Below are 26,105 nucleotides of genomic sequence, written 5' to 3' on the forward strand. Positions count from 1 at the left end.
CTGCGCAGGTTCAGCTCTCCCAGAAAAGGTCTTCGACGACCTCGACCGCGCGACGCAACAGGCGCCGCGAGTCCTCCAGCATGCGCGAGGATTCACGGGTCGGATAGCCGAGCAGTTCCGCGACGGCGCCCAGCTCGCGGATGTCAGATGGGAGCGCGTCGCTGGCCCGTCCGCGCGCGAGCATCAGGGCGTCGCGCAGTCGGCCTGCCCTGCGCCAGGCATCGCCCAGTCGGGTGGCCTGGTCGACGGTAACAAGGCCCAGGTCGGTCAGCGCCGCGAGCGCCCGCGTCGTCGACGTCGTGCGCAACTCCGGATGCTCGGCCGCGTGACGCAACTGCAGCAGCTGAACCGTCCACTCGACGTCGGCGAGCCCGCCAGGGCCGAGCTTGAGGTGTCGCTCACGCGGGACGCCCTTCGGGATCCGCTCGGCCTCGATCCGGGACTTGAGCCGCCGGATCTCGACGACCTGTTCGTGGCTGAGTCCCCCTTCGGGGTAGCGGTACCAGTCGACGGCGTCGAGCGTCGCCTGCGCGAGTTCGAGGTCGCCTGCCCCGGGACGCCCGCGCAGCAGCATCTGCCGCTCCCACACCGACGCCCACTTCTCGTAGTACGCGGCGTACGACGACACGGTGCGCACCTGCGGGCCCCCCTTGCCCTCGGGGCGGAGATCGGTGTCGATCACCAACGCGGGGTCAGGCCCTGGCTTCCCGACGAGATCCGCCACCCTGCGAACGAGCTCCGTCGCGCGTGCGATGCCCTGCGGGTCCGTGCCGTCGGGCACGACGAAGAGGCAGTCGGCGTCGGACGAGTAGCCCATCTCTCCGCCGCCCCACCGGCCTACGGCGACGACGCCCACGGGCGGCGCGTCCACGTCCCTGCGCGCCAGGCTGAGCCCGGCGTCGAGGGTGGCGGAGGCGAGATCGCTCAGCGCGGTCCCGATGGTCTCCGGGTCGGCGAGGCCCAGAACGTCGGAGAGCGCGATCCGGCTGAGTTCCGACCTGCGAAGCGCCCGCAGGGATGCCAGCGCCTTCACGGGATCGTCGTGCCGGGCAGCCGCACGCCCGAGCGCCAGCCCGAGTTCCTCCGAGGAGCGGGGGCGCAACTCCTCGTTGCTGCCCAGCATGCGGATCATGTCCGGCGCCCGCTTCAGGAGATCGACGACGTAGCGGCTCGCCGATGCGATCCTCGCGAGGCGATGGGCCATGTGCGCGTCGTCGCGGAGCGCCCGCAGGTACCAGGAGCTGTCGCCGAGCGCCTCCGAGAGCTGCCGGTAGGCGAGCAGACCGAAGTCCGGGTTCGATCCCTCGGCCAGCCAGCCGAGGATGGCGGGCAGCAGCTGCCGTTGGATCTCCGTGGAGCGGCCGGTGCCGCGGGTGAGCGCCTCCAGGTGACCGAGCGCCGCGCGCGGATCGTGGAAGCCCAGCGCCCACATCCGATCGGTGGCAGCCTCGGACGTCAGCTTCAGGTCCTCGGTGCGCACGCGCGAGACCGCGTCGAGCAGCGGTGAGAAGAAGATGCGCTGTTGGAGGACGCGCACGTGCCGGGTCGAGGCGCGCCACGAGGTGACCAGCGTGTCCGGCCTCGTGCCCAGCGATCGTGCGACGTGGTCCAGCGCCGTCGGCTCGTCAGGGACGAGGTGGGTGCGGCGCAGCTTCCGCAGCTGCACGCGGTGCTCCAAGGCTCGCTGGAAACGGTAAGCATCCCCCATGGCCGCGCCGTCAGCCCTTCCGATGTACCCCGCGCCCACCAGCTCCTGGAGTCCCGCGAAGGTCCCGCGCACGCGCAGCCGCTCGTCGGCGCGGCCGTGGACGAGCTGGAGCAACTGGACGGAGAACTCGGTGTCGCGAAGCCCTCCCTTGCCTAGTTTGATCTCGGCCTCGGCCTGCTTGGGCGGGATAAGGGAGATGACGCGGTCGCGCATCGCCTGCGCCTCGGCCACGAACTCGGGCCGCTCCCCCGCCCGCCACACGTACGGCCACACGACGTCAACGAATGCCCGGCCGAGCGCCAGGTCACCGGCCGCGGGCCTCGCCTTGAGCATGGCCTGGAACTCCCAGTTCTTCGCCCATTTCTCGTAGTAGGCGCGAAAGCTGTCGAGCGTGCGCACGAGCGGGCCGGCCTTGCCCTCGGGGCGCAGCCCCGCATCGACCTGCCAGATGCTGCCCTCGATGGTGTGGGCGGAGCAGATCCTGGCCTGCGCTGCCGCGAGTCGGGTGCCAACGGCGGTGGCCTCGTCGATGCCCACGCCCTCGGCCGGCTCGACGACGTAAATGACGTCGACGTCGGAGATGTAGTTGAGTTCCTGGGCGCCCGCCTTGCCGAGCGCAAGCACGCCGAGCCGCACCTTCCGCCACCCTGGAACCTCGGCGCGGGCGTAGGCGAGGGAGCACTCGAGCACCGCGTCGGCGACGTGGCTGAGCTCCTCGGCGACGGACTCGACGATCTCGATCGCCCCGGCGTCTACCTCTGCGAGGTCACGGGCCGCGATCTCGATCAGCGCCGCCCTGTTCGCGCGGCGGAGGGCGTCGCCGTTGCCTTCCGCGACGTCGTCGATCACGCCGGCGCGTACGCGGAAGAACTCCCTCCATCCGGCGGCGCCGCGCGGCCGCGGCGCGTTCTCCAGCAGCAGTGCCTCTTCCGGATGCCGGATGAGGGTCTGCGCGAGGAGGGTGCTGCCACCGAGGACGAGCAGAAGTCGTTGCAACCAGGCGGGATCGGCCGCGACCCGCGCGAAGAGAGCGGGGTCTGCGGCCTCGAAGCGCTCGAGCGCGTCGAGCGCCTGGTCACGGTCGGCGACGCGCTCGAACAGCGTCAGGCTGACGGGCGGTTCTCCGCCGAACCGCTCAGCCCAGCGCCCCCAGACCCGCGCGGATGCCGTCGCGTCGTCGAAGCCGCGGCGCGCGAACTCACCGGTCTGCGACTGGTACCTGGCCATGGGGGAAGACTATTCGCCCACAACGCTCGCCGCCCGCCAATCGCCGCATCGTGAGGTCTGGACGGCGGGGCTATCCTTGCCGCACGATGTTCAAGCCCACACCCAAGGTGGTCGCGGCGCTGCGCGCTCTCGTCGGCGACGAGGCCGTCGAGACCGCCCTTGCCGTCAAGCGCCCGGATCTCACGGCGCTGCTGCTGCGCGCCGCGGCGTCGCCAGACACGCTCGGGCGTGACTTGACGGCCGCGGTCTGCCGGGCGGGCTGCGCGCTCCTCGGGGAGCGCCACCCCGGACACGCGATCGAGGTGCGGGTTCCGCCGTTCGCGGCGGTGCAGATCGGGTTCGAGACCGGGCCGCGGCACACGCGGGGGACGCCGCCCAACGTCGTCGAGATGGCGCCAGAGGTCTTCATCGCGCTCGCGACCGGCGCCCTTGCCTGGGAGGACGCCTCGCTGGCGGCGAGCGGCGCGCACGCGCATGAGACCGCGCGCGCCTTTCCTCTCGCTTCGTGAGTCGGGGCGGTTCTTCCGAGCCCTCGCGATGCGCGGGCGTCGTTACATCACGCGGATGTGGCGGGCCAGCTCCCAGGGCGTCACCTGTTGCCGGTAGGCCGTGAACTCCTCGCGCTTGTTGCGGAGGAAGTACTCGAACACGTGCTCGCCGAGGGTGTCTGCGACGAGCTCGCTGTCCTCCATCAGGTGGATGGCCTGATCGAGGTTGCGCGGCAGCTCGGCGATGCCGATCGCGCGCCGCTCGCGCTCCGAAAGGCGCCAGACCTCATCCTCGGTTTCCTCGGGCAGCGGGTACTCGTTCTCGATGCCCTTCAGTCCCGCGTTCAGCAGCACGGCGTAGGCGAGGTACGGATTCACGCCCGAGTCGACGGCGCGGTACTCGATCCGTGCGGATGACGTCTTGCCGGGGCTGAACTGCGGGACGCGCACCAGCGTGCTGCGGTTCGCGCGACCCCAGCAGGCGAACGACGGCGCCTCGCTGCCACCGACGAGGCGCTTGTAGGAGTTCACCCACTGATTGGTGACCGCGGTGATCTCGGGCGCGTGCCGCAGGAGGCCCGCAATGAAGTGCTTCGCGGTCTTGGAAAGGCGGTACTCGTCGCTGGCGTCGAAGAAGGCGTTGGCGTCGCCCTCGAAAAGGGACATGTGCGTGTGCATGCCCGAGCCCGGGTGCTCCGAGAACGGCTTCGGCATGAACGTGGCGTGGACGCCTTGGCTGACGGCGATCTCCCGGATCACGACGCGGAACGTCATGATGTTGTCCGCCATGGTGAGGGCATCGGCGTAGCGCAGGTCGATCTCGTGCTGGCCGGGCCCGGCCTCGTGGTGGCTGAACTCGACCGAGATGCCCATCTGCTCCAGCATCGTGATGGCGTCGCGACGGAAGTCAGTGCCGTCGCCGAGCGTCGTGTGGTCGAAGTAGCCGCCGTCGTCGAGCGGCACCGCCGGCGCGAGTGAGCGGAGCAGGTAGAACTCGATCTCGGGGTGGATGTAGAACGTGAACCCCATGTCGGCGGCGCGGCGCATCGCGCGCTTCAGCACGAACCGGGGGTCGGCGTAGCTGGGCGAGCCGTCGGGCAGCTTGATGTCGCACAACATGCGCGCCGTCGCACGTCCTTCCTGCCGCCACGGCAGCACCTGATAGGTCGACGGGTCCGGATGCGCGACCATGTCCGACTCGAACACACGTGCGAAGCCCTCGATCGCCGAGCCGTCGAAGCCGACGCCTTCCGCGATCGCACCCTCGACCTCCGCAGGGGTGATTGCGACGGACTTGAGCGAGCCCAATACGTCGGTGAACCAGAGCCTCACGAATCGGATCCCACGCTCTTCCATTGAGCGCAGCACAAACTCAGTCTGCCTATCCATAATGCGAGTCTGCCGACTCAATGTTACGAACGCGTGACAGCCCACGGTCCGGACCGTCGCATAAGCTTTCCCACATGGCTCAGCCGGGTTGGTACAGCGACCCCAGCGCGCCCAACGGTCGGCGCTACTGGGACGGTCGTCGTTGGCTCGATCCGCAGCAGCCGCAGCGCGGCGGGCTCGGACGCTGGCTGTGGCTGGCGCTGGCCCTGGCGATCGCGGCCGCGGTGGTCATCGCTCTCATCATGCTCCCACGCGGCCAGACCAGCTGGGGTGCGACACCTGAAGACACGCGCACGTCGCGGCCGACGGGGCCGCAGTGGAACGAGCTCTCCCCCACCGCGACGCCTCCCCCCGGCGACATCGACGACGGGTTCGGCGAGCCGATCGCCTGCCCCGTCGCGGGGGACTGGGGCGTCAGCGAGGTCGTCGATGGTCGGCTGCACGGCGGTGGGCTGTCGATCGAGCCGCCCACCGGCTCGAGTTGGCGCAAGGAGATCGCCTACATCGACTGGATGCACGACTCGAACTCGATGCTCCGCTCCATCGCTCCCGGCTGGATCAGCAACGTCAACGTCGGCTACATCAAGGTCAGCGAGGGCTTCAGCGCGGATCCGGCGACGGCCGCCGAGCAGTTCATCACGTGCATGGCATCGTCGGGAATGTTCGTCAGTTTCACGCACCGCGAGGTCATCACCGACAACTCCTTCACAGTGTCGGGTCGGCGGGGGTGGCGGCTCACGTCGAACGTCTACGTCTCGAACCAGCTCTACCAGGGCATCGAGGGCGACGTCGTCGACATCGTGCTGGTGCCGACCGACGACCCGGACAGGATCGCCGCTTACGTGTCGTGCGCGACGATCGGCCACGAGGAAAACCAGAAGGAAGTGCGGCATTCGCTCGACTCGCTCCGCTACGACGGCTGAGTAAGCTAGCGGCCGTGAATGCCATCACCCCGCACACCGTGACCCCCATGCGCGACGTTCCGCGCGCGATTCCCCGTCCCGAGTACGTCGGAAGGCCGGGGCCGAAGCGGTACACGGGCTCGGATGTGCAGAGCGACGAGGTGATCGCGAAGATGCGCATCGCGGGCAGGATCGCGTCCAACGCGATGCACGAGGCGGCGAAGGCGATCGCACCCGGCGTGACCACCGACCAGCTCGACGCCGTCGCGCACGAGTACATGCTCGATCACGGCGCGTACCCGTCGACGCTCGGCTACCGCGGGTTCCCGAAGTCGATCTGCACGTCGATCAACGAGGTCGTCTGCCACGGCATCCCGGACCTCCGCCCGCTTGAGGACGGCGACCTGGTCAAGATCGACTGCACCGCGTTCTACGAGGGCGTGCACGGCGACAACTGCGCCACCTTCTTCTGCGGAGACGTCGACGAGGAGTCGCGTCTGCTGACCGAGCGCACGCTGGAGGCGCTCACGCGCGCCATCAAGGCGGTTAAGCCCGGCCGCCCGATCTCGGTGATCGGCCGCGTGATCGAGTCGTACGCGAAGCGGTTCGGCTACGGCGTCATCCGCGACTACACGGGCCACGGCGTCCACACGTCCTTCCATTCCGGCCTCGTCATCCTGCATTACGACGAGCCTCGCCTCGACACCGTGATGAAGCCCGGGATGACGTTCACGATCGAGCCGATGCTGACCCTCGGCACGGAGGAGACCGAGCTCTGGGCCGACAACTGGACGGTGGTGACGACCGACAAGTCCCGCGTCGCCCAGTTCGAGCACTCCCTCGTGGTCACGAAGACCGACGCGGAGATCCTCACCCTCCCCACGGCTGATTGATTTCGCCTCAGGCGCGGCGCCGCTCAGTCGGTGAGCCACGACTCCCGCCCTTCGCCCCAGGCCCGCGAACCGGCTAGTATCTGCTGCGGACGAGACGGCCAGATGATCGCGGCTCACACGAGCTGAGGAAAGTCCGGACTCCATAGAGCAGGGTGGTGGGTAACGCCCACCCGGGGTGACCCGCGGGACAGTGCCACAGAAAGCAAACCGCCTGGCGACAGGTAAGGGTGAAACGGTGGTGTAAGAGACCACCAGCACTCCAGGCGACTGGGGTGGCTCGGTAAACCCCACCCGGAGCAAGACCAAGAAGGCCGGCCCACGGGCTGGCCGCGGACGCCGCCTGAGCGCTGCTCGCGCGAGGCGCCCGGGTAGGTCGCACGAGCCCGTCGGCAACGGCGGGCCTCAGATAGATGATCATCCGTCGACAGAATCCGGCTTACCGGCCGTCTCGTCCACTCCCCTCGGTCCCCACGCCGACCGTCGGACCGGATGGGTGTTTCTAGCCTCCCGCACACGGCTTCGGCCCCCCATTGTGGGGGCGTAACGCCCGTATCCCTTTCCTGGCCGCACCGTTACTGCTGTGCTGAGTCCGCCGGAGTTCTACCGGCGTCCGAGTTACCTTCCGGAAGGACTCCCATGACCAACGACGCATCCACCCCCAGCGCCGGTAGCGCAATCAACACACCGGCAATCCGCAAAGGGGTATCCATCGCGGGCCTCGTGCTCGCCTTCCTCATGCCGCCCGTCGGCCTCGTCGTCAGCGTCGGCGTCTTCATCTGGGCGAAGCGCTCCGGCGAGCGCGGTGGCCTCTCGCTGGCCGGGATCGTGCTGGCCGCGGTGATGCTGATCACCATGGTGATCGTCGGGTTCTGGATCTTCACCCAGTTGGTCGACGCCGCCAATGCCGGCGCGCTCGACCTCCAGTCGCTCTGTGTGCACCGCGATCGTTGGGGCTGGCTCCTCGACTCCCTGCGCTACGCCTGCCGCTGACCCGAAATGCAGAAGAGCCCCGGACCGCAAAGGGTTCGGGGCTCTTCTTCAATGAAGAAGTCCGGCGGTGTCCTAGTCTCCCACAGCGTCCCCGCTGCAGTACCATCGGCGCTGAAAGGCTTAACTTCCGGGTTCGGGATGGGACCGGGTGTTTCCCTTTCGCTATGACCACCGTAACACTATTGAACTATACGCACGGACCTAGTTTATCTGTTCTGGCCGGTCACGGGCAAACCGTGGGTCCCGGGCAGGGACAGAATAAACGGCGGGTCTCGTTCGTTGTTCGAGATATTCCACAGTGGACGCGTAGCATGTATTTGTCTTCGCAGACAATCAATCTTTGGTTTTTCTTGAGTGATTTGCTTTTTGGGTGTGTGTGACAAGCCCTCGGCCTATTAGTATCGGTCAGCTCCACACATTACTGTGCTTCCACGTCCGACCTATCAACCCTGTGGTCTACAGGGGGCCTTACCAACTTAACGTTGTGGGAGCCCTCATCTTGAAGCGTGCTTCCCGCTTAGATGCTTTCAGCGGTTATCACTTCCCAACGTAGCCAACCAGCCGTGCTCCTGGTGGAACAACTGGCACACCAGAGGTTAGTCCGTCCCGGTCCTCTCGTACTAAGGACAGCTCTTCTCAAGACTCCTACGCGCGCAGCGGATAGGGACCGAACTGTCTCACGACGTTCTAAACCCAGCTCGCGTGCCGCTTTAATGGGCGAACAGCCCAACCCTTGGGACCGACTCCAGCCCCAGGATGCGACGAGCCGACATCGAGGTGCCAAACCATGCCGTCGCTATGGACGCTCGGGCAAGATCAGCCTGTTATCCCCGGGGTACCTTTTATCCGTTGAGTCCTGGCGCTTCCATTCGCTACCAGAAGATCACTAGTCCCGACTTTCGTCCCTGCTCGACATGTCTGTCTCGCAGTCAAGCTCCCTTGTGCACTTACACTCAAAACCTGATTGCCAACCAGGCTGAGGGAACCTTTGGGCGCCTCCGTTACCTTTTAGGAGGCGACCGCCCCAGTCAAACTACCCATCAGGCACTGTCCCTGATCCAGATAATGGACCTAGGTTAGATAACCAGAGTGACCAGAGTGGTATTTCAACGATGACTCCACCGGAACTGGCGTCCCGGCTTCATAGTCTCCCACCTATCCTACACAAGTCACACCGATCACCAATACCAAACTATAGTAAAGGTCCCGGGGTCTTTCCGTCCTGCTGCGCGTAACGAGCATCTTTACTCGTAATGCAATTTCGCCGAGTTCGTGGTGGAGACAGCGCCCAAATCGTTACTCCATTCGTGCAGGTCGGAACTTACCCGACAAGGAATTTCGCTACCTTAGGATGGTTATAGTTACCACCGCCGTTTACTGGGGCTTAAGTTCACCGCTTCGCCCACAAGTGGACTAACAGTTCCCCTTAACCTTCCAGCACCGGGCAGGAGTCAGTCCGTATACATCGTCTTTCGACTTAGCACGGACCTGTGTTTTTAGTAAACAGTCGCTTGGGCCTGGTCTCTGCGACCCTCAACGCTTCCCACCGCGCGGGTGTTCACGTATCAGGTCCCCCTTATCCCGAAGTTACGGGGGTATTTTGCCGAGTTCCTTCACCACGATTCTCTCGATCGCCTTGGTATTCTCTACCTATCCACCTGTGTCGGTTTGGGGTACGGGCGGCTCATATCTCGCTCACGAAGCTTTTCTAGGCAGCATAGGATCACTCTTACCGCACCCCAAAGGGTGCGGACACGTCATGTCTCAGGCATCACGGAGCACGGATTTGCCTATACTCCACCCTACACACTTAACCCGACATAGCCATAGCCGGGAAGAGCTACCTTCCTGCGTCCCTCCGCAGCTTGCCTACTACAAGATCAGGTCACAGACTCACACAACCCAACAACCCGAAGGCCGTTTGAGAAGTGCTTGCGTGTTTAGTATCACTCGCCTCAGCACGGACGATATTTTGCCGGTCACGGGAATATCAACCCGTTGTCCATCGACTACGCCTGTCGGCCTCGCCTTAGGTCCCGACTAACCCAGGGCAGATTAGCTTGACCCTGGAACCCTTGGATATTCGGCGGACGGGTTTCTCACCCGTCTTTCGCTACTCATGCCTGCATTCTCACTCGTGTGCTCTCCACGACTGGGTCACCCCGCCGCTTCACCGCGCACACGACGCTCCCCTACCCATCCACACGGCCTTACGACCAAAATGTGTGAATGCCATAGCTTCGGCGGATAACTTGAGCCCCGCTAAATTGTCGGCGCAGAATCACTTGACCAGTGAGCTATTACGCACTCTTTCAAGGGTGGCTGCTTCCAAGCCAACCTCCTGGTTGTCACCGCAACTCCACATCCTTTTCCACTTAGTTATCGCTTAGGGGCCTTAGCTGATGATCTGGGCTGTTTCCCTCTCGACTATGAAGCTTATCCCCCACAGTCTCACTGCCGTACTCTCACTTACCGGCATTCGGAGTTTGACTGATTTCGGTAAGCTTGTGGGCCCCCTAGACCATTCAGTGCTCTACCTCCGGTAAGAAACATACGACGCTGCACCTAAATGCATTTCGGGGAGAACCAGCTATCACGGAGTTTGATTGGCCTTTCACCCCTATCCACAGCTCATCTCCTCGGTTTTCAACCCAAGTGAGTTCGGTCCTCCACGACGTCTTACCGTCGCTTCAACCTGGCCATGGATAGATCACTCCGCTTCGGGTCTAGAGCACGCGACTAAAACGCCCTATTAGGACTCGCTTTCGCTACGGCTTCCCCACACGGGTTAACCTCGCCACGTACCACTAACTCGCAGGCTCATTCTTCAAAAGGCACGCCGTCACCCCCCAAAAAGGAAGGCTCCGACGGATTGTATGCGATCGGTTTCAGGTACTATTTCACTCCCTCCCGGGGTACTTTTCACCTTTCCCTCACGGTACTTGTCCGCTATCGGTCACCAAGGAGTATTTAGGCTTAGCAGATGGTCCTGCCAGATTCACGCGGAATTTCAGGGGTTCCGCACTACTTGGGAAAAACACAACAAAGAGAGCAAAGGCTACACCTACAGGACTCTAACCCGCTCTGGTACCGCATTCCAACGGATTCAACTCACACAATGCTTTTATAACTCTTCGACCACTCAACAGCGTGATCACGCATGCTCCCACAACCCCCCAGCTGCAACGCCTGTCAGCTATCACACAACCAGGGTTTGGCCTCATCCGCGTTCGCTCGCCACTACTAACGGAATCACTATTGTTTTCTCTTCCTATGGGTACTGAGATGTTTCACTTCCCCACGTTCCCTCCAACTACCCTATATATTCAGGCAGAGGTCGCCGGACATAACTCCGGAAATTCAAGGTTTCCCTATTCGGAAATCCATGGATCAAAGCTCGTTTACCAACTCCCCATGGCTTATCGCAGGTTACAACGTCCTTCATCGGCTCTTGGTGCCAAGGCATCCACCGACCGCACTTAGTAGCTTGTCAAACCAAAAAGAATATCAACAAGAAAAATCAGAAAAATTGATCTACAAAGATGCTCGCGTCCACTGTGAAATTCTCAAACAACGAGCGAACCCAAACCCCACACACAACAAACATGTACATGCGCAAGCGTCTGGACCGCACCAGAAAAGCCAGATGCAACCGACTCCTCAGAAACCCAACAACGTGCTTTCTTGGCAAACCCCCCAGACCCAACCCAACCACTTTCCACTCCCCAAACAAGGGGCTGTACTCACAGAAAACAGGCCGAACCCAGAAGATTCTAAGTCAATGTTCCACAAACCAGAGCCACCAACCCAGAAAACACATGTTCCTGATAATTGGCAACCATAAACCCCCACAGGGGTCCATGAGCTCCTTAGAAAGGAGGTGATCCAGCCGCACCTTCCGGTACGGCTACCTTGTTACGACTTAGTCCTAATTACCAGTCCCACCTTCGACAGCTCCCTCCACAAGGGTTAGGCCACCGGCTTCGGGTGTTACCGACTTTCATGACTTGACGGGCGGTGTGTACAAGCCCCGGGAACGTATTCACCGCAGCGTTGCTGATCTGCGATTACTAGCGACTCCGACTTCATGGGGTCGAGTTGCAGACCCCAATCCGAACTGAGACCGGCTTTTTGAGATTCGCTCACCCTCACAGGCTCGCAACTCTTTGTACCGGCCATTGTAGCATGCGTGAAGCCCTGGACATAAGGGCATGATGACTTGACGTCGTCCCCACCTTCCTCCGAGTTGACCCCGGCAGTCTCCTATGAGTCCCCGGCATTACCCGCTGGCAACATAGGACGAGGGTTGCGCTCGTTGCGGGACTTAACCCAACATCTCACGACACGAGCTGACGACAGCCATGCACCACCTGTAAACCGACCAAAAGAAGCCCCATCTCTGACTGTTTCCGGCATATGTCAAACCCAGGTAAGGTTCTTCGCGTTGCATCGAATTAATCCGCATGCTCCGCCGCTTGTGCGGGGCCCCGTCAATTCCTTTGAGTTTTAGCCTTGCGGCCGTACTCCCCAGGCGGGGTACTTAATGCGTTAGCTACGGCACGGAGAACGTGGAATGTTCCCCACACCTAGTACCCACCGTTTACGGCGTGGACTACCAGGGTATCTAAGCCTGTTTGCTCCCCACGCTTTCGCTTCTCAGCGTCAGGAAAGGTCCAGAGAACCGCCTTCGCCACCGGTGTTCCTCCTGATATCTACGCATTCCACCGCTTCACCAGGAATTCCATTCTCCCCTGCATTCCTCAAGTCTGCCCGTATCGAAAGCAGGCTCAGGGTTAAGCCCCTGAGTTTTCACTCCCCGACGCAACAAACCGCCTACAAGCTCTTTACGCCCAATAAATCCGGACAACGCTCGCACCCTACGTATCACCGCGGCTGCTGGCACGTAGTTAGCCGGTGCTTCTTCTCCCACTACCGTCACTTTCGCTTCGTCATGGATGAAAGCGGTTTACAACCCGAAGGCCGTCATCCCGCACGCGGCGTTGCTGCATCAGACTTCCGTCCATTGTGCAATATTCCCCACTGCTGCCTCCCGTAGGAGTTTGGGCCGTATCTCAGTCCCAATGTGGCCGGTCACCCTCTCAGGCCGGCTACCCGTCGAAGCCTTGGTGAGCCACTACCCCACCAACAAGCTGATAGACCGCGAGCCCATCCCAAACCGCAAAAACTTTCCAACAACCCACATGCGCAGGAAGCTGAATATCCGGTATTAGCAACCGTTTCCGGCTGTTATCCCAGAGTCTGGGGCAGGTTACTCACGTGTTACTCACCCGTTCGCCACTCGTGTACCCCCGAAAGGGCCTTACCGTTCGACTTGCATGTGTTAAGCACGCCGCCAGCGTTCGTCCTGAGCCAGGATCAAACTCTCCGTCGAAAAACTACCAAAACCCAACCCCACCAAAAAGGCAGAACCAGGAATCACTACTTAATCAAAAAGAGAAACAATCACTGACAAGACCAAAAACTGGTCAATCAATATTTTTTATTCTCAAAGAAACCTCAACACAACACCCAAAAAGGATGCCGCGCCGACGAGACACACACAAAACCACCAACCACACCAAACAGTGCAGCCAGCAGCAAATGTGCAATAAATTGGCATTGACTATAAAAGCACGCTGTTGAGTTCTCAAGCTTCGGGTACACACCCAACCAAACAACCCCCACAAGAGGGCCACCCAGCCAGGGGCAACTCGACCAACCTTACTCGCTTCGATCCGGCCTGTCAAATCGGCCGGTTCTCGCTCGCTTCAGTTGTTTCTCGCCGTCGCTGTGACGGCTTGGAGAACACTACCGGCTCCCACGGCGGCTCGCAAATCGAGGGCTCCCCCACGGGCCTCTCGGGGTAACATCCCTAGTCAGTCTCAGTTCATGGGGTTGACGCCCTGCCGAAGGCCGAGGGCAAGGAAGAGGATGACTTCAGTCAGCGGGCGCCGGCTCAACCAGCGACTCACGCCCGAGAGACATCGACGCGCGGGGCGAGGACCTCGACGGCGTCAACCCGAATGCGGATGCGCTCGCCGGCGCTGCGGCTCCCGTTCGCGACGCGGAGCTCGACGGCCGGGTCCTGGATCTGCACCGTCGCGAGGTTGTTCTTCGGGTTCACATCCGTGACCACCCCGTCGAGCGTTTCCCCCACCCGGCCGGAGAGCACGAGCGCCTCCGCAATGTCGAGGATGCCCCGCTCATAGGCATTGGCCGCGCGGGAGGTAGCCGCCATCTCCTCAGGTAGGTCCGCAAGCCCCTCGCACACCCACGCGGGGATCTCGAGGTCGTTCAGGAGCGCATGACAGATCTCCAACGCGTAGCGGTCGACCAGCCGGCGCAACGGCGCGGTCGTATGCGCGTACGGCGCTGCGAGGGCCCCGTGCAGCAGGTTCCCCTCCGGAAGCTCACCAGCAAAAGCGAGGTAACCGGCACCCCGGAACAGCGTGGTGCAGCGCGTGAGGAAAGCGAGGTCGCGAGGATGGTCCGGGGACAGAGTGCGCAGTACCTCGGCGTAACTCACATCGGATCGCCAGTCGATACCGAGCGCGGCGGCGGCCCGGCGCAGCTTCCTCACCGCATCCTCCTCAGCAGGAGGGAGGGTCCGGAGGATGCCCGTCCTTCCATCGATCATCGTGCGCGCCGCTGCGAACCCCGCCAAGAGGGAAATCTGCGCGTTGTACTCCTCGACCCGGGTCAACTGTCGGAACGCGAGCTCCCAGGCGCCGTCATGCTCAACGATCTCCTGGTCAGGGAGGTTCAGCGACGCACCACCGCGCTCGGTCTCCTTCCGCAATCGCAACTTTCCTACCTCAGGGAGGAGCGCGACGCTCGGGTGCGGGTCACCGTCGTCGAAGGCGCGCTGGACGCCGGCGTAGCTGAGCTTCGCCCGGCTCCGCACGAGCGCCCGGACAAGCCCGACACCACGCAACTCGCCGTCGCCGTCGACACCCAACTCCCACACGAGGGCCGGCCGCGGGACGCCGTCGGCGAGAAGCGACGCCGCAGCCTCGCTCAATACCGGTGGGTGGAGCGGTATCCGGGCCCCCGGTGCGTACTTCGTCTGTCCCCGACGATGCGTTTCACGCTCCAGCTCAGTACCGGGACGGACGAAGAAGGCCACGTCCGAGATGGCGTAGCGCACCAGGTAGCCGTCGCCGTCGCGCGCGATGTGGAGCGCCTGATCCAGATCCATGGACGACTCGGGATCGATGGTCACGAACTCGACGTCGGTGCGGTCCAGATATCCCTCGGGACGCCAGGTCGCGGCCTCTGCCGCCTCCGCGAGCACCGCCTCGGGAAAGGCGTCCGGCAGGTCCAGACGCAGCCTCAGCGCCTCGATGGCAGCCCGCGCGGGCTCCGGCGGACCGGAAACGCGCACGGACATCGCCGGCATGTCAGATGCCTGACTCCGGGGTCCTCACCAGGATGCGGTCGCACTCGACGCAACGCAGAACCTGGTTGGCAGGCGCGCGCCGATAGGAATCGAGGTCTGCGACCGTCGCCTCGAGCTGGCAACCGCCGCAACGACCGGCGCGCAGCAAAGCCGCACCCAGGCCCGTGTTGGCCCGCAGCTTCTCGTAGAGCGCGCCCAGGTCCTTCGGAATCAGCGCGACGATGGGTCCGCGCGTCGCGGACAGGTCTCCCGCCTCCTGACGCAGCGCTGCGACGGCCTCGTCGCGAGCCGCGACCTCCGCGCGCAGCCTCTTCTCGATCTGCTCCTTCGCGGCCGCCACCTTGTCGCGCTGCGCGGTGGCGTCTTCCAATTGACCCATCAGCTCCAGTTCGGCGTCCTCGAGCTCCGTGATGCGGCGCTGGACGTGCTCGACCTCCTCGGTGAGGGACCGCAGGATCTTCGCGTCGGAGACCGACCCGTCGGCGATGCGCTGCTTCTCCCGCTCAAGCCGGCTCCGCACAGGGACGAGATCCGCCTCGGCCTTCCGCACCGCAGCAGCCAGGTCGTCAACCTCCGTGTTCGACGCGATCAGCTCGTCGCCCGCCGCCTGGCGGTTCGCCATCAGCTCCGCGATCACCGCGTGCTGCGGGAGCGTCCGTGCCGTGTGCTGCACCCGGGCCAGCTCCGAGTCGAGATCGGCGAGGGTGAGCAGTCGGCGTTGATCGACGGGGTCAGCGAGCATCGGTCGTCCTTATATCCAGTTGAGTCTGCGTAGACCCTACCCGGCCGCGCGGCTCACAGCGACAGCCGCGACTTCACCTTCTCCGCCAAGAACTCCGCGTGAGCCTTGGCCTCCTCGTCCGTGGGTGCCTCGACCATGACCCGGACCACGGGCTCGGTGCCTGAGGGGCGGAGGAGAACGCGTCCGTTGTCGCCGAGCTGCCGAGCCACCGACGACACTGCCGCCTGTACCTCTGTGTCGATGCCCGCGCGCAGCTTGTCGACACCACGCACGTTGATCATCACCTGCGGCAGGATCGTCATAACAGAGGCAAGCTCCTTCATCTTCTTGCCCGTCGCGATCATGCGCGCCGCCAGGTGGAGCCCCGTAAGCGTGCCGTCGCCTGTGTTGGCGAACTCGGAGATGATCACGTGACCCGACTGCTCCCCGCCGAGCGCGAAACCGTTGGCGTTCATGGACTCGAGGACGTACCTGTCACCGACCTTCGTGTGGTCGACACGGATCCCTTGCGCACGCATGGCGTTGGTGAGGCCCAGGTTGCTCATCACCGTCGCCACGAGCGTGTCCGAGAACAAGCGGTGGTCCTCCTTCAGAGCGATCGCAAGGATCGCGAGGATCTGGTCGCCGTCGACCAGATTGCCCTCGTGATCGACCGCGAGGCAGCGGTCGGCGTCGCCGTCGAGCGCGATGCCGAGATCCGCGCCCTCCTCGACGACACGGGCCATCAGATCCCCCATATGGGTGGAGCCGCAGCCATCGTTGATGTTGATGCCGTCGGGGTCCGCGTGGATCGGCACGACGCGAGCGCCCTGCGCCGCGAACGCCTCCAAGGCTGACGTCGACGCCGCGCCGTTCGCGGCGTCGATCACCACCTTCAGCCCCTCCAGCGACCCCGCGGAACCGAGCGACGCCACCAGGTGAGCCACATACGCCTCGATCGCACCGAGATCCGTGCGGATCCGACCGACCGCCGCACCCGTCGGACGGTTCCAGTGTTCGCCCATACGGGCCTCGATGGCGTCCTCGAGATAGTCGTCGAGCTTCACGCCGCCCTTCGAGAAGAACTTGATGCCGTTGTCCGGCATCGGGTTGTGCGACGCGGAGATCATCACGCCGAGGTCGGCCTCCATGTCGCCAACCAGGAACGCGACCGCCGGGGTCGGCACGACGCCGAGGCGCACGACGTCGACACCCGCCGATGCGAGCCCGGCGACCACGGCCGCCTCGAGGAACTCGCCGCTGGCGCGCGGGTCACGCCCCACCACGGCGAGGGGACGTCGGCCGTCGAACGCGCCCGCCTCTCCCAAGATGTGAGCCGCGGCGACCGAGAGGTCGAGCGCGAGCTCTGCTGTCAGGTCGGTGTTCGCGACGCCGCGGACGCCGTCGGTGCCAAAAAGTCGTGCCACGCGGGACACCTTAGCGCGATCCGCTCAGTCGGACTGCGCGGTTGGGTCGAGCCGGATGGTTCCGTCGAGTGGTCTCGACACGTCGACGAAGGTCGAGAGCAGTCGAGCTTGCACGATTGCCGAAGCCGAGGCCGAGGCCGAGGAAGACGTTGCAGCGCGTAGCGCTATCAGAGCCCCGGCGCTCCGCGCGGCGGCCTGGCTCACCAGCGAAAAGAACACGACGCCCGCTCCACAAGGGAGCGGGCGTCCTGACGCGACCGAAATCAGCGCTTGCTGTACTGCGGGGCCTTGCGGGCCTTCTTGAGCCCGGCCTTCTTGCGCTCGATGATGCGCGCGTCGCGGCTCAGCATGCCTGCCTTCTTCAGCGCGGGGCGCGAGGCCTCGGCATCAACGGCGTTGAGGCAGCGGGCAACGCCTAGGCGCAGCGCGCCGGCCTGGCCGGAGCTGCCGCCGCCGTGGATGCGGGCGATCACGTCGTACGAGCCGACGACGCCGGCGACGCCGAAGGGCTCGTTGACGTGCTGCTGGTGGATCTTGTTCGGGAAGTAGTCCTCGAGGGTACGGCCGTTGATGGTCCACTGGCCGGAGCCGGGGACGATCCGGACGCGGGCGACGGCCTCCTTGCGGCGGCCGGTCGCGGCACCGGGGGCCACGACCGCGGGGCGAACGTCGGCGCCAGCGGCGGCGGCCGGGTTCGCGTCCGAGCGGTAAGCGATCTCGCGGTTCTGCTCGTCGATGAAGGGGGTGATCTCCTCGACGGTCTCTTCGGTCACGACGTCAGTCATCTGGTTCTCACTCACTGGGCGATCTGGGTGATCTCGTAGGGCTGCGGCTGCTGGGCAGCGTGCGGGTGCTCGGGGCCGGCGTAGACCTTGAGCTTGCCGATCAGCTGACGGCTCAGCTTGTTCTTCGGCAGCATGCCCCACACGGCGCGCTCGACGGCCTTGCGGGGATCCTTCTCGAGCAGGTCGCCGATGGCGATCGACTTCAGGCCGCCCGGGCGGCCCGAATGCGAGTACCGCATCGAGTCGGAGCGCTTGTTGCCGGTCAGCGCGACCTTTGAGGCGTTGACGACGACGACGAAGTCACCGCCATCGACGTGGGGGGCGAAGGTGGCCTTGTGCTTGCCCCGGAGCAGGGTCGCAGCGGCCACGGCGAGACGGCCAAGGACGACGTCCTCGGCATCGATCACATGCCAGTTCCGGGCGATTTCGCCTGGCTTCGGGGTGTACGTAGACACGGAGGCAGACCAACTTCCATTCACAGCGAACTTTTAGTGCTGCGCCCGAGGCGTCGACCGACCGGCCGCACAGGCCACACGGCGCGCAACAGCTACCTAGCTTAGGACGCGACGGCGCTCGTCGCCAAATCGCGGAAGGGTGGGTCGGTGCCCCACGCCGTCCCGGTCCCGCTAGCAGGTACCAGTTTGGGGGGTCGCCGACCGAGCGCGGGCCTCGACCACTACGGTTAGGTCATGGCCTCAAAGACGAGTACCCCCATCGCCATCTCGTCACCGGACGACGTGCGCAACGTCGTACTGGTGGGCGCGAGCGGCTCGGGTAAGACGACCCTTTTCGAACATCTCCTCCGCGCCCGGGTAGACGGATACCGCGGCGAGAAGGACACGCCGGAACGCGGGGCGTCCCTCACGCTGGCGTCGATCCCGGCCAACGACGTGCAGATCAACCTCCTCGACGCCCCCGGGCACCCGGACTTCGTGGGCGAACTCCGCGCCGGCCTTCGCGCCGCCGACGCCGCCGTCTTCGTGGTGCCCGCCGGCGACGAGATCGACCCGACCACCGTCGCGCTCTGGCGCGAGTGCGCCCAGGTCGCGATGCCGCGCATCGTCGCGATCACGAAGCTCGACCAGGGTCGCGCCAGCTTCGACGACATGGTCGAGGCCTGCGTCGACGCGTTCGGCGACGGCGTCATCCCGGCGCTCATCCCACTCACGCTCGACGGCGTCAACGTCGGCAACCTCTCGCTGTTGAACAAGCGCGCACACGACTACGCCTCCGGCGCCCGCGTCTCCCGCGACGCTACCCCCGAGGAACTCGTCTTGATCGAGGAGCGCCGCGCGCCGCTGCTCGAGGCGATCATCACCGAGGTGGCCGACGACGACCTCATGGAGCGCTACCTCGAGGGCGAGGACATCGCTGTCGAGGAGGCGCACGAGTCGCTGCTGCGCGCGGTGATCGGCGCCCGGTTCTTCCCCGTCCTTCCCGCGCACACGACGTCCGACAAGGGCACCGAGGAGCTCCTCCGCTGGATCGAGCGCGGGTTCCCCGCGCCGACGCTGCATCCCACGCCGTCGGTGACGACACCGAACGGCGCAACGCTGCCCGAGACCACCTGCGATCCCGACGGCCCTCTCGTCGCGCAGGTGATCCGCACCACCTCGGACAACTTCTCCGGCCGTACCTCGCTGGTGCGCGTGTTCTCGGGGACGATGCGCGCCGACGACGTCGTCCACATCTCGGGCCATCGCGAGCTCTACGGCGGCGACCCGGACCCCCTGCACCCCGATCACGACGACGAGGAGCGCGTCGGCCCGCTTTCGGCGCCGTCGGGCCTCGAGTTCGCGCCGCTGGCCACCGCGATCGCCGGCGAGATCGTGCTCGTCACCCGGCTCACCAAGGCGGAGACCGGCGACACGCTGTCCTCCCCATCACGTCCGGCGCTCGTGGAACCCTGGGAGCTCCCCCGACCGCTGCTGCCCGTCGCCGTCCGCGCGACCACCCGCGGCGACGAGGACAAGCTGACGGGTGCGTTGCACCGGATCTCGGTCGAGGACACGACGGTGCGGCTCGACCGCAACGCGGAGACCGAGCAGCAGATCCTGTGGGTTATGGGCCAAGCGCAGAAGGACCTGGTCCTCGCCCGCCTTGCGGAGCGGTTCGGCCTCAAGATCACCGAGGAACCCGTGCGCGTGGCACTGCGCGAGACCTTCCTGTCCGGGGCAAAGGGCCTAGGCCGCAACGTGAAGCAGTCCGGCGGCCACGGCCAGTACGCCGTCTGCAACATCCAGGTCGAGCCGCTCCCCCGCGGCACCGGCTTCGAGTTCGTGGACAAGGTCGTCGGCGGAGCCGTGCCCCGCGCCTACATCGGTTCGGTCGAGAAAGGCCTACATCAGCAACTGGCCGCCGGAACCACGTTCGGGGTGCCGATGGTCGACGTCCGCGTCACGCTGTACGACGGCAAGGCGCACTCGGTGGACTCCTCCGACATGGCCTTCCAGGTCGCCGGGCAGCTGGCGCTGCGCGACGCTGCGTCCTCCGGCGCGGTCGGGCTGCTCGAGCCGCTCGACAAGGTGCGAGTCACCGTCGCCGACCAGTATCTCGGCGCGGTCCTGACCGACCTCGGATCGCGCCGCGCGCAGGTGCTGGGCAGCGACATGGACGGCGTGGGCAACGCGTCGGTCGAGGCGCTCGTCCCGCAGCTGGAGCTGGTCAGCTACCCCATCGACCTGCGCGGCATCGCCCAGGGCAGTGGATCGTTCACGCGCGAGTTCCACGGCTATGAGTCGATGCCCCGGGAGGCGTGGCCCGCGCAGTAAGCACGGCGTCGAGCAGCGTGTCGGCGACCTCGCGCTTGGAACCGGCGACGTCGACGACCACCTCGTCGGTGGCGTCCAGCACGAAGAGGCGGTTGTCGGCTGCCTCGAACCCCTTCGTCCAGCCGACCTCGTTGACCGCGAGCAGGTCGACTCCCTTCCGACGGCGCTTCCTCCGCCCGCGCTCCAGCACCTCCTCACCGGTGCCGGTCTCGGCGGCGAACCCGACGATGGTCTGGCCGTCGCGGCGGCTCTCGCAGAGCCCCTTCAGGATGTCGGGGTTCTCGACAAGTGCGAGGCTGGGGATGCCGCCGTCCTCCTTGGTGAGCTTGCCCTGGGCGACGTCCGCGACGCGGAAGTCCGCGACGGCGGCGGCCATGATGACGACATCGGCCCGTTCGGCAAGCCCCCGCATGACCTCTTCCAGCTCCGCGGCCGACCCCGCGGTCGTCACCTCCGCGGTCGCTGCGTCGGCGAGAACCGACGTCTCAATGTTCGCGGCGGCGAGCAGCACTGTCGCGCCGCGCTCCGCCGCGGCACGTGCGAGCGCGACCCCCTGCCGCCCGCTGGAGCGGTTACCGAGGTAGCGGACCGGGTCGATAGGCTCGCGTGTGCCGCCCGCGGAGACCGCAATGGTGAGCCCTTCGAGGTCGCGGCTGCGGCCGAGCAGCGCGGTCGCCGCGGCGTGGATCTCCTCCGGTTCGCGCATCCGGCCCGGCCCCGAGTCGCCACCGGTGAGCGGGCCATCGCCCGGTCCGACGACGTGCACACCACGGGCTCGCAGCGTCGCCATGTTCGCGACGGTCGCCGGGTGATGCCACATCTCGGTGTGCATCGCCGGCGCGACCAGCACCGGCGCGCGGGTGGCGAGCAGGGTGGTGCCCAGAAGGTTCGACGCCAGCCCCGTTGCCATCGACGCGAGCGTGTTGGCGGTCGCCGGCGCGACGATCACGAGGTCGGCCTGCTGGCCGAGAGCAACGTGCCGAACACGGGGCACGTCGTCGTGCACCGAGGTCGTGACGGGGTTGCGGCTGATCGCCTCCCATGTCGGCAGCCCGACGAACCGCAGCGCGTCGTCGGTGGGGATGACATGCACGTCGTGCCCGTCTCCGATGAGCAGCCGGACAAGGTGAACGGTCTTGTACGCGGCGATGCCGCCGGTGACGCCTACGACGATGAACATGTCCTAGATTCTGCCCGGGTACGCTGCCCCGCATGTGCACCGTGGTCATTCGCATCCCCGAGAAAGGGGCCTGCGACATCAGGATCCTCGCCGTCAGGGACGAAGACCCGCACCGGCCCTGGCGTCCCCTGGGGTCCTGGTGGCCGCAGCATCCGGGCGTATCCGGCATCCAGGACATCCTCGCGGGCGGCGCGTGGCTGGCCCACACTGACGACCGCGTCGCGGTGCTGCTGAACCGTGCAGGCGGGGCCGACGTCCCCGTACCCACCTCACGGGGCGGGCTCGTGCTCGGCTCGGTGACAGGCGTTCCGCTGCCTGATCCGCTGACCACTCTGGGGTTCAACCTCGTCGAGGCCTGGGCCGACGGCGCGCGCGTCACCTCGTGGGAGGGCGGTCGCCCGCGGGTCACCGACCTGGAACCGGGGACGCACATGATCGCGCACGAGGACGTCGATGCCCCGACGACGGCGCGGGTCGCGGCGTGGCGACAGCTGTTCGCGGCCACCCCGACGACCGGAGAACGCTGGTGGGACGCGTGGCTGCACGCACTCGGCGAGACCGCACGCACCGTCGATGCCAAGGACGACCGCGCGATCATCCGCGACAACCACCCGCACGGCTTTCCGACGCTGTCGCTGCTGGTGTGTGTGGCGAGCGTCGGGCCGGACGGCGTCGAGACCCGGATGGCGACGCTCAGGGAACCAGGGCACTGGAACGCGCCCGGGCTCTAGCAATCCGTCAGAAGTAGCCGCCGCTGTCGACGATGCGCTTGCCGAACGGGAAGCAGGTCACCGGGATCATCTTGAGGCTCACCCACGCGTTGGCGAGCCCGACGATGGTCAGCGACTGGGCGATCGCCGTCGCGACGTGGGCGAGTGCGAGCCACCATCCGGCGATGATGAACCAGATACCGTTCATGATCGCCGACCCGGCACCCGCGCCCGGCTTGGGCTCGACGGTCTTTCCGAAGGGCCACAGCACGTATCGCGCCATGCGGAACGAGGCGATGCCGACGGGAATGGTGATGATCAGAATGCAGGCGAGGACGCCCGCGAGGAAGTAGCCGAGGGCGAGCCAGAAACCGCCGAGGACCACCCAGATGACGTTGAGTACGGTGCGCATGCCTCTCCTTTGTCGAGCCGACCTTCAGTCTACGAGCCGGGGCAGACAGAACCGGTCAGGGGACGCCCGGGCCTGTCCCGGATTCCCCTAGGCTGGGGGGATGGATCCGCTGCCTCCTCGCCTGCGCCGCGACGTCGTCAGCTTCGTGCGTCGCAGCGCCCGCATGAACGAGTCGCAGGCCAGCGCGTGGGAGCGTCACGAGCGCGACTTCGTCGTCGAGGTCGAGCGCGGCGACATGTCGACGTCGATCGCCGACGGCGCCTCCGTCGACTGGCCCGCGGTTTTCGGCCGCGAGGCGCCGCTGATCGTCGAGATCGGGTCGGGGGCTGGCGACTCGCTCGTCCCCATGGCAGCGGGTCGGCCCGAGGCCAACGTCGTTGCGTTCGAGGTGTTCGAGCCCGCCATCGCCTCCACGCTGGGCAAGATCGGCCGCCAGGGTCTCGGCAACGTCCGCGTCGTCATCGCCGACGGCACCCAGGGTCTCGCGAAGCTGTTCGAGGACGGTACGCTCACCGAGCTGTGGACGTTCTTCGCCGACCCCTGGCACAAGAAGCGTCACCACAAGAGGCGCCTTGTCAGCACCGAGTTCGCCGCGCTGGTCGCGCGCAAGCTCGCGCCCGGCGGCGTGTGGCGGCTGGCCACCGACTGGGAGGACTATGCGCTGTGGATGCGGGAGCATCTCGACGGCGCTCCCGGGCTCCGCAACGAGTTCCTGGACGACGAGCACGACGGTTGGGCGCCGCGACTCGCCGAGCGCCCTGTCACCAAGTACGAGGCGAAAGGCCGTGCCGCCGGGCGGCGGGTCTACGACCTGACGTATCGGAGGGTCGATGAGGCTCAGGATTGACCTGGCCTACGACGGCACCGACTTCCACGGCTGGGCGGTGCAACCCGGCCTGCGCACCGTCCAGGGCGTGCTCGAGGAGTGGATCCCGCGCGTCCTGCGCCTGACCGATGCGCCCCAGTTGGTCGTCGCCGGCCGCACGGACGCGGGCGTGCATGCCCGCGCCCAGGTCTGTCACCTCGACATCGATGGCGACGACGACCGCTCCGCCGAGCTGCTCCGCCGACTCCAGCGCGTGCTCCCGGCCGATATCGTCGTGTCAGCGGTACGGCCCGCGCCCGCTGGGTTCGACGCGAGGTTCTCCGCCGTCTGGCGACGCTACTGCTACCGGCTCGTCGACGAGGCCGTCGCCCCGGACCCGCTGCTGCGCAACCACATCGCGCAGGTGCGAAACGGCATCGACGTCGACGCCTTGAACACAGGCGCTCAGACTCTGTTGGGACTGCGCGACTTCGCACCCTTCTGCAAGCCCCGCGACGGCGCCACCACCATCCGTGAGCTGCGCGAGCTGACCGCGCATCGCCGGGTCGACGGCGTCGTCGAGATCTGGCTGCAGGCCGACGCCTTCTGTCACTCGATGGTCCGCTCGCTCGTCGGCGCGCTCACCGCCGTCGCGAGCGGGCAGCGAAATCTCGCCTGGCTCGAGGCCACAGCCGAACGCGACGTCCGCGCCCCCGACGTTCAGGTCATGCCGGCGCGCGGTCTCACCCTGGAGGCTGTCGGGTACCCCGCCGACGACCAGCTCTCCGCGCGAGCGCTAGAGGCCCGAGCAACACGCACCCTCCCCGTCGATCCAGGAGTGACCGCCTGATGTCCCACTACTTCCACACCCCCGACGAACCGCTGGTCACACACGAGTTCGCCGCCACGGTGTTCGGGCGCGAGCTGACCTTCACGGCGGCGCCGGGCGTGTTCTCCGGTCACCGGCTGGACCTCGGCACCTCGGTCCTGCTCCGCAACGTGGAGCCGCCCGCCGACGGCCACGTGCTGGACCTGGGATGCGGCGTCGGGACCATCGCCGTCGGCCTCGCCGTCGCCTCGCCCAGCATCACCGTCGATGCCGTTGACGTCAACGAGCGCGCTGTGGAGCTGACGACCCTGAACGCCGTCGAACACGGCGTCGACGACCGCGTGCACGCGTGTCGCCCCGACGAGGTTCCCGCCGATGTCCAGTTCGACGAGATCTGGTCCAACCCGCCAATCCGCATCGGGAAGCAGGCACTCCACGAGCTGCTGCTGATCTGGCTCCCCCGCCTGCGGCCTGGCGGCGCAGCGTATCTTGTCGTCGGCAAGAACCTTGGCGGCGACTCGCTCCACCGCTGGCTCACCGAGCAGGGCTACCCGACGGAGCGGATCGCCTCCGCCAAGGGCTTCCGCGTCCTACGCACGTCGAGAAGTTGAAGCAGCAACTACTTTTCCGCACTACGATGGGACGAGTCAGCGCGCCATCCGGCGCGGGTCTCATTCGTTAGGAGTCAGCAATGACCTACACCCTCCCCGATCTCGACTACGACTACGGCGCACTCGCGCCTTACATCGCCCCGGAGATCATGGAGCTGCACCACAGCAAGCACCATGCGGCCTACGTCGCCGGCGCCAACACTGCCCTCGAGCAGCTGGCCGCCGCGCGCGACAAGGGCGAGTTCGGCGCCATCCCGAAGCTGGAGAAGGATCTGGCCTTCCACCTCGGCGGCCACATCAACCACTCGGTGTTCTGGAAGAACATGTCGCCCGACGGCGGCGGCGAGCCCGACGGCGACGTCGCGGCCGCGATCGATGAGTTCTTCGGCTCCTTCGACGGCTTCAAGGGCCAGTTCAACGCGGCCGCCAACAGCATCCAGGGCTCCGGCTGGTCGATGTTGGTGTGGGACACCCTCGGCCAGCGCCTGAACATCAACCAGCTGTACGACCAGCAGGGCAACCTGCCCGTCGGCCAGCTGCCGATCCTGCAGCTCGACATGTGGGAGCACGCCTTCTACCTGCAGTACAAGAACGTGAAGGGCGACTACGTCACCGCCTGGTGGAACGTGGTCAACTGGGCCGACGTCGCGACGCGCTTCGCTGCTGCCAAGGCCTCGGGTATCAGCTACTGATCCACACCTTGCACGGTTTACCAAGAACTCGGCCCAACTCGCACGCGCGCTAGTTGGGCCGAGTTCTTGTCAGTCTGGCGCACAGGTGACGCAGGATCGCCTTGTCGATGCTCACCGAGGTTGTACCCGTCAGCCAGAACGGCCTCCCAGGTCGGAGCCGTCACTT

Annotated in this window: 19 protein-coding genes, 3 rRNA genes and 1 other RNA gene; 11 read left to right on the forward strand and 12 right to left on the reverse strand. The window is 65.7% G+C overall.

Annotated elements, in window-relative coordinates:
* Positions 1-10: 10 nt before the first annotated feature.
* Positions 11-2,935, reverse strand: a complete 2,925-nt coding sequence (locus IPJ61_RS00255; RefSeq protein ID WP_297101873.1) for a bifunctional [glutamine synthetase] adenylyltransferase/[glutamine synthetase]-adenylyl-L-tyrosine phosphorylase — start codon at positions 2,933-2,935, stop codon at positions 11-13.
* A gap of 86 nt (positions 2,936-3,021) precedes the next feature.
* On the opposite strand from IPJ61_RS00255, the gene IPJ61_RS00260 reads away from it, so the two are divergent.
* Positions 3,022-3,444, forward strand: a complete 423-nt coding sequence (locus IPJ61_RS00260) for a sterol carrier family protein (protein WP_297101875.1) — start codon at positions 3,022-3,024, stop codon at positions 3,442-3,444.
* 42 nt (positions 3,445-3,486) lie between these two features.
* Here IPJ61_RS00260 and IPJ61_RS00265 read toward each other — a convergent pair whose 3' ends face one another.
* Positions 3,487-4,779: a glutamine synthetase family protein gene (locus IPJ61_RS00265; RefSeq protein ID WP_297101877.1), complete on the reverse strand. Its 1,293-nt coding sequence runs from the start codon at positions 4,777-4,779 to the stop codon at positions 3,487-3,489.
* A gap of 107 nt (positions 4,780-4,886) precedes the next feature.
* Here IPJ61_RS00265 and IPJ61_RS00270 point away from each other — a divergent pair, with 107 nt between their 5' ends.
* From IPJ61_RS00270 to IPJ61_RS00285, 4 genes are all read left to right on the forward strand, one after another.
* Positions 4,887-5,735, forward strand: a complete 849-nt coding sequence (locus tag IPJ61_RS00270) for a DUF2510 domain-containing protein (RefSeq protein ID WP_297101879.1) — start codon at positions 4,887-4,889, stop codon at positions 5,733-5,735.
* Positions 5,736-5,749: 14 nt separating this feature from the next.
* Entirely contained in the window at positions 5,750-6,607 is an 858-nt protein-coding gene (gene map, locus IPJ61_RS00275; RefSeq protein ID WP_297101881.1) for a type I methionyl aminopeptidase, read from the forward strand.
* A 90-nt stretch (positions 6,608-6,697) separates the two neighbouring features.
* Positions 6,698-7,062, forward strand: an RNA gene (rnpB, locus tag IPJ61_RS00280) — RNase P RNA component class A.
* A gap of 181 nt (positions 7,063-7,243) precedes the next feature.
* Positions 7,244-7,597, forward strand: a complete 354-nt coding sequence (locus IPJ61_RS00285; protein ID WP_297101883.1) for a hypothetical protein — start codon at positions 7,244-7,246, stop codon at positions 7,595-7,597.
* 59 nt (positions 7,598-7,656) lie between these two features.
* Here IPJ61_RS00285 and rrf read toward each other — a convergent pair.
* From rrf to rplM, 8 genes are all read right to left on the reverse strand, one after another.
* Positions 7,657-7,773: ribosomal RNA gene (rrf, locus tag IPJ61_RS00290) — 5S ribosomal RNA — on the reverse strand.
* Between the two features lie 199 nt (positions 7,774-7,972).
* A 23S ribosomal RNA gene (locus tag IPJ61_RS00295) occupies positions 7,973-11,090 on the reverse strand.
* Between the two features lie 380 nt (positions 11,091-11,470).
* Positions 11,471-12,989 (reverse strand): 16S ribosomal RNA (locus IPJ61_RS00300).
* The 16S, 23S and 5S rRNA genes sit together here, the layout of an rRNA operon.
* Before the next feature lie 576 nt (positions 12,990-13,565).
* Positions 13,566-14,987, reverse strand: coding sequence for an RNB domain-containing ribonuclease (locus tag IPJ61_RS00305; protein WP_297101885.1), 1,422 nt, complete (start codon positions 14,985-14,987; stop codon positions 13,566-13,568).
* A gap of 10 nt (positions 14,988-14,997) precedes the next feature.
* Positions 14,998-15,738, reverse strand: a complete 741-nt coding sequence (locus IPJ61_RS00310; protein ID WP_297101886.1) for a zinc ribbon domain-containing protein — start codon at positions 15,736-15,738, stop codon at positions 14,998-15,000.
* 53 nt (positions 15,739-15,791) lie between these two features.
* Entirely contained in the window at positions 15,792-17,144 is a 1,353-nt protein-coding gene (gene glmM, locus IPJ61_RS00315) for a phosphoglucosamine mutase (RefSeq protein ID WP_297101888.1), read from the reverse strand.
* Between the two features lie 263 nt (positions 17,145-17,407).
* Positions 17,408-17,929 carry a 30S ribosomal protein S9 gene (gene rpsI / locus IPJ61_RS00320; RefSeq protein WP_297101890.1) on the reverse strand — a complete coding sequence of 174 codons (522 nt, stop codon included), beginning with the start codon at positions 17,927-17,929 and terminating at the stop codon, positions 17,408-17,410.
* A gap of 11 nt (positions 17,930-17,940) precedes the next feature.
* Positions 17,941-18,384, reverse strand: coding sequence for a 50S ribosomal protein L13 (gene rplM / locus IPJ61_RS00325; RefSeq protein ID WP_297101892.1), 444 nt, complete (start codon positions 18,382-18,384; stop codon positions 17,941-17,943).
* 234 nt (positions 18,385-18,618) lie between these two features.
* On the opposite strand from rplM, the gene IPJ61_RS00330 reads away from it, so the two are divergent.
* Positions 18,619-20,700, forward strand: coding sequence for an elongation factor G-like protein EF-G2 (locus tag IPJ61_RS00330; RefSeq protein ID WP_297101894.1), 2,082 nt, complete (start codon positions 18,619-18,621; stop codon positions 20,698-20,700).
* Here IPJ61_RS00330 and coaBC read toward each other — a convergent pair.
* Positions 20,642-21,880 carry a bifunctional phosphopantothenoylcysteine decarboxylase/phosphopantothenate--cysteine ligase CoaBC gene (gene coaBC / locus IPJ61_RS00335; RefSeq protein WP_297101897.1) on the reverse strand — a complete coding sequence of 413 codons (1,239 nt, stop codon included), beginning with the start codon at positions 21,878-21,880 and terminating at the stop codon, positions 20,642-20,644. The genes IPJ61_RS00330 and coaBC overlap by 59 nt on opposite strands.
* A gap of 32 nt (positions 21,881-21,912) precedes the next feature.
* Between coaBC and IPJ61_RS00340 the strand changes: the two genes are divergently transcribed.
* Positions 21,913-22,611, forward strand: coding sequence for an NRDE family protein (locus IPJ61_RS00340; protein WP_297101899.1), 699 nt, complete (start codon positions 21,913-21,915; stop codon positions 22,609-22,611).
* 7 nt (positions 22,612-22,618) lie between these two features.
* Here the strand turns inward: IPJ61_RS00340 and IPJ61_RS00345 are convergent, their stop codons facing one another.
* Positions 22,619-23,002 carry a YccF domain-containing protein gene (locus IPJ61_RS00345; protein WP_297101901.1) on the reverse strand — a complete coding sequence of 128 codons (384 nt, stop codon included), beginning with the start codon at positions 23,000-23,002 and terminating at the stop codon, positions 22,619-22,621.
* A 100-nt stretch (positions 23,003-23,102) separates the two neighbouring features.
* On the opposite strand from IPJ61_RS00345, the gene trmB reads away from it, so the two are divergent.
* From trmB to IPJ61_RS00365, 4 genes are all read left to right on the forward strand, one after another.
* Positions 23,103-23,849, forward strand: a complete 747-nt coding sequence (gene trmB / locus IPJ61_RS00350) for a tRNA (guanosine(46)-N7)-methyltransferase TrmB (protein ID WP_297101903.1) — start codon at positions 23,103-23,105, stop codon at positions 23,847-23,849.
* Positions 23,833-24,657 carry a tRNA pseudouridine(38-40) synthase TruA gene (truA, locus tag IPJ61_RS00355; protein ID WP_297101905.1) on the forward strand — a complete coding sequence of 275 codons (825 nt, stop codon included), beginning with the start codon at positions 23,833-23,835 and terminating at the stop codon, positions 24,655-24,657. Before trmB ends, truA begins: the two co-directional genes overlap by 17 nt.
* Positions 24,657-25,247: a class I SAM-dependent methyltransferase gene (locus tag IPJ61_RS00360; RefSeq protein ID WP_297101906.1), complete on the forward strand. Its 591-nt coding sequence runs from the start codon at positions 24,657-24,659 to the stop codon at positions 25,245-25,247. Before truA ends, IPJ61_RS00360 begins: the two co-directional genes overlap by 1 nt.
* A gap of 80 nt (positions 25,248-25,327) precedes the next feature.
* Positions 25,328-25,939 (forward strand): superoxide dismutase, encoded by a 612-nt coding sequence (locus tag IPJ61_RS00365; protein ID WP_297101908.1) that lies wholly within the window; start codon positions 25,328-25,330, stop codon positions 25,937-25,939.
* Positions 25,940-26,105 lie beyond the last annotated feature (166 nt).

It is taken from the genome of Tessaracoccus sp., from assembly GCF_016714275.1.
In the GTDB taxonomy this organism is placed as follows: domain Bacteria; phylum Actinomycetota; class Actinomycetes; order Propionibacteriales; family Propionibacteriaceae; genus Arachnia.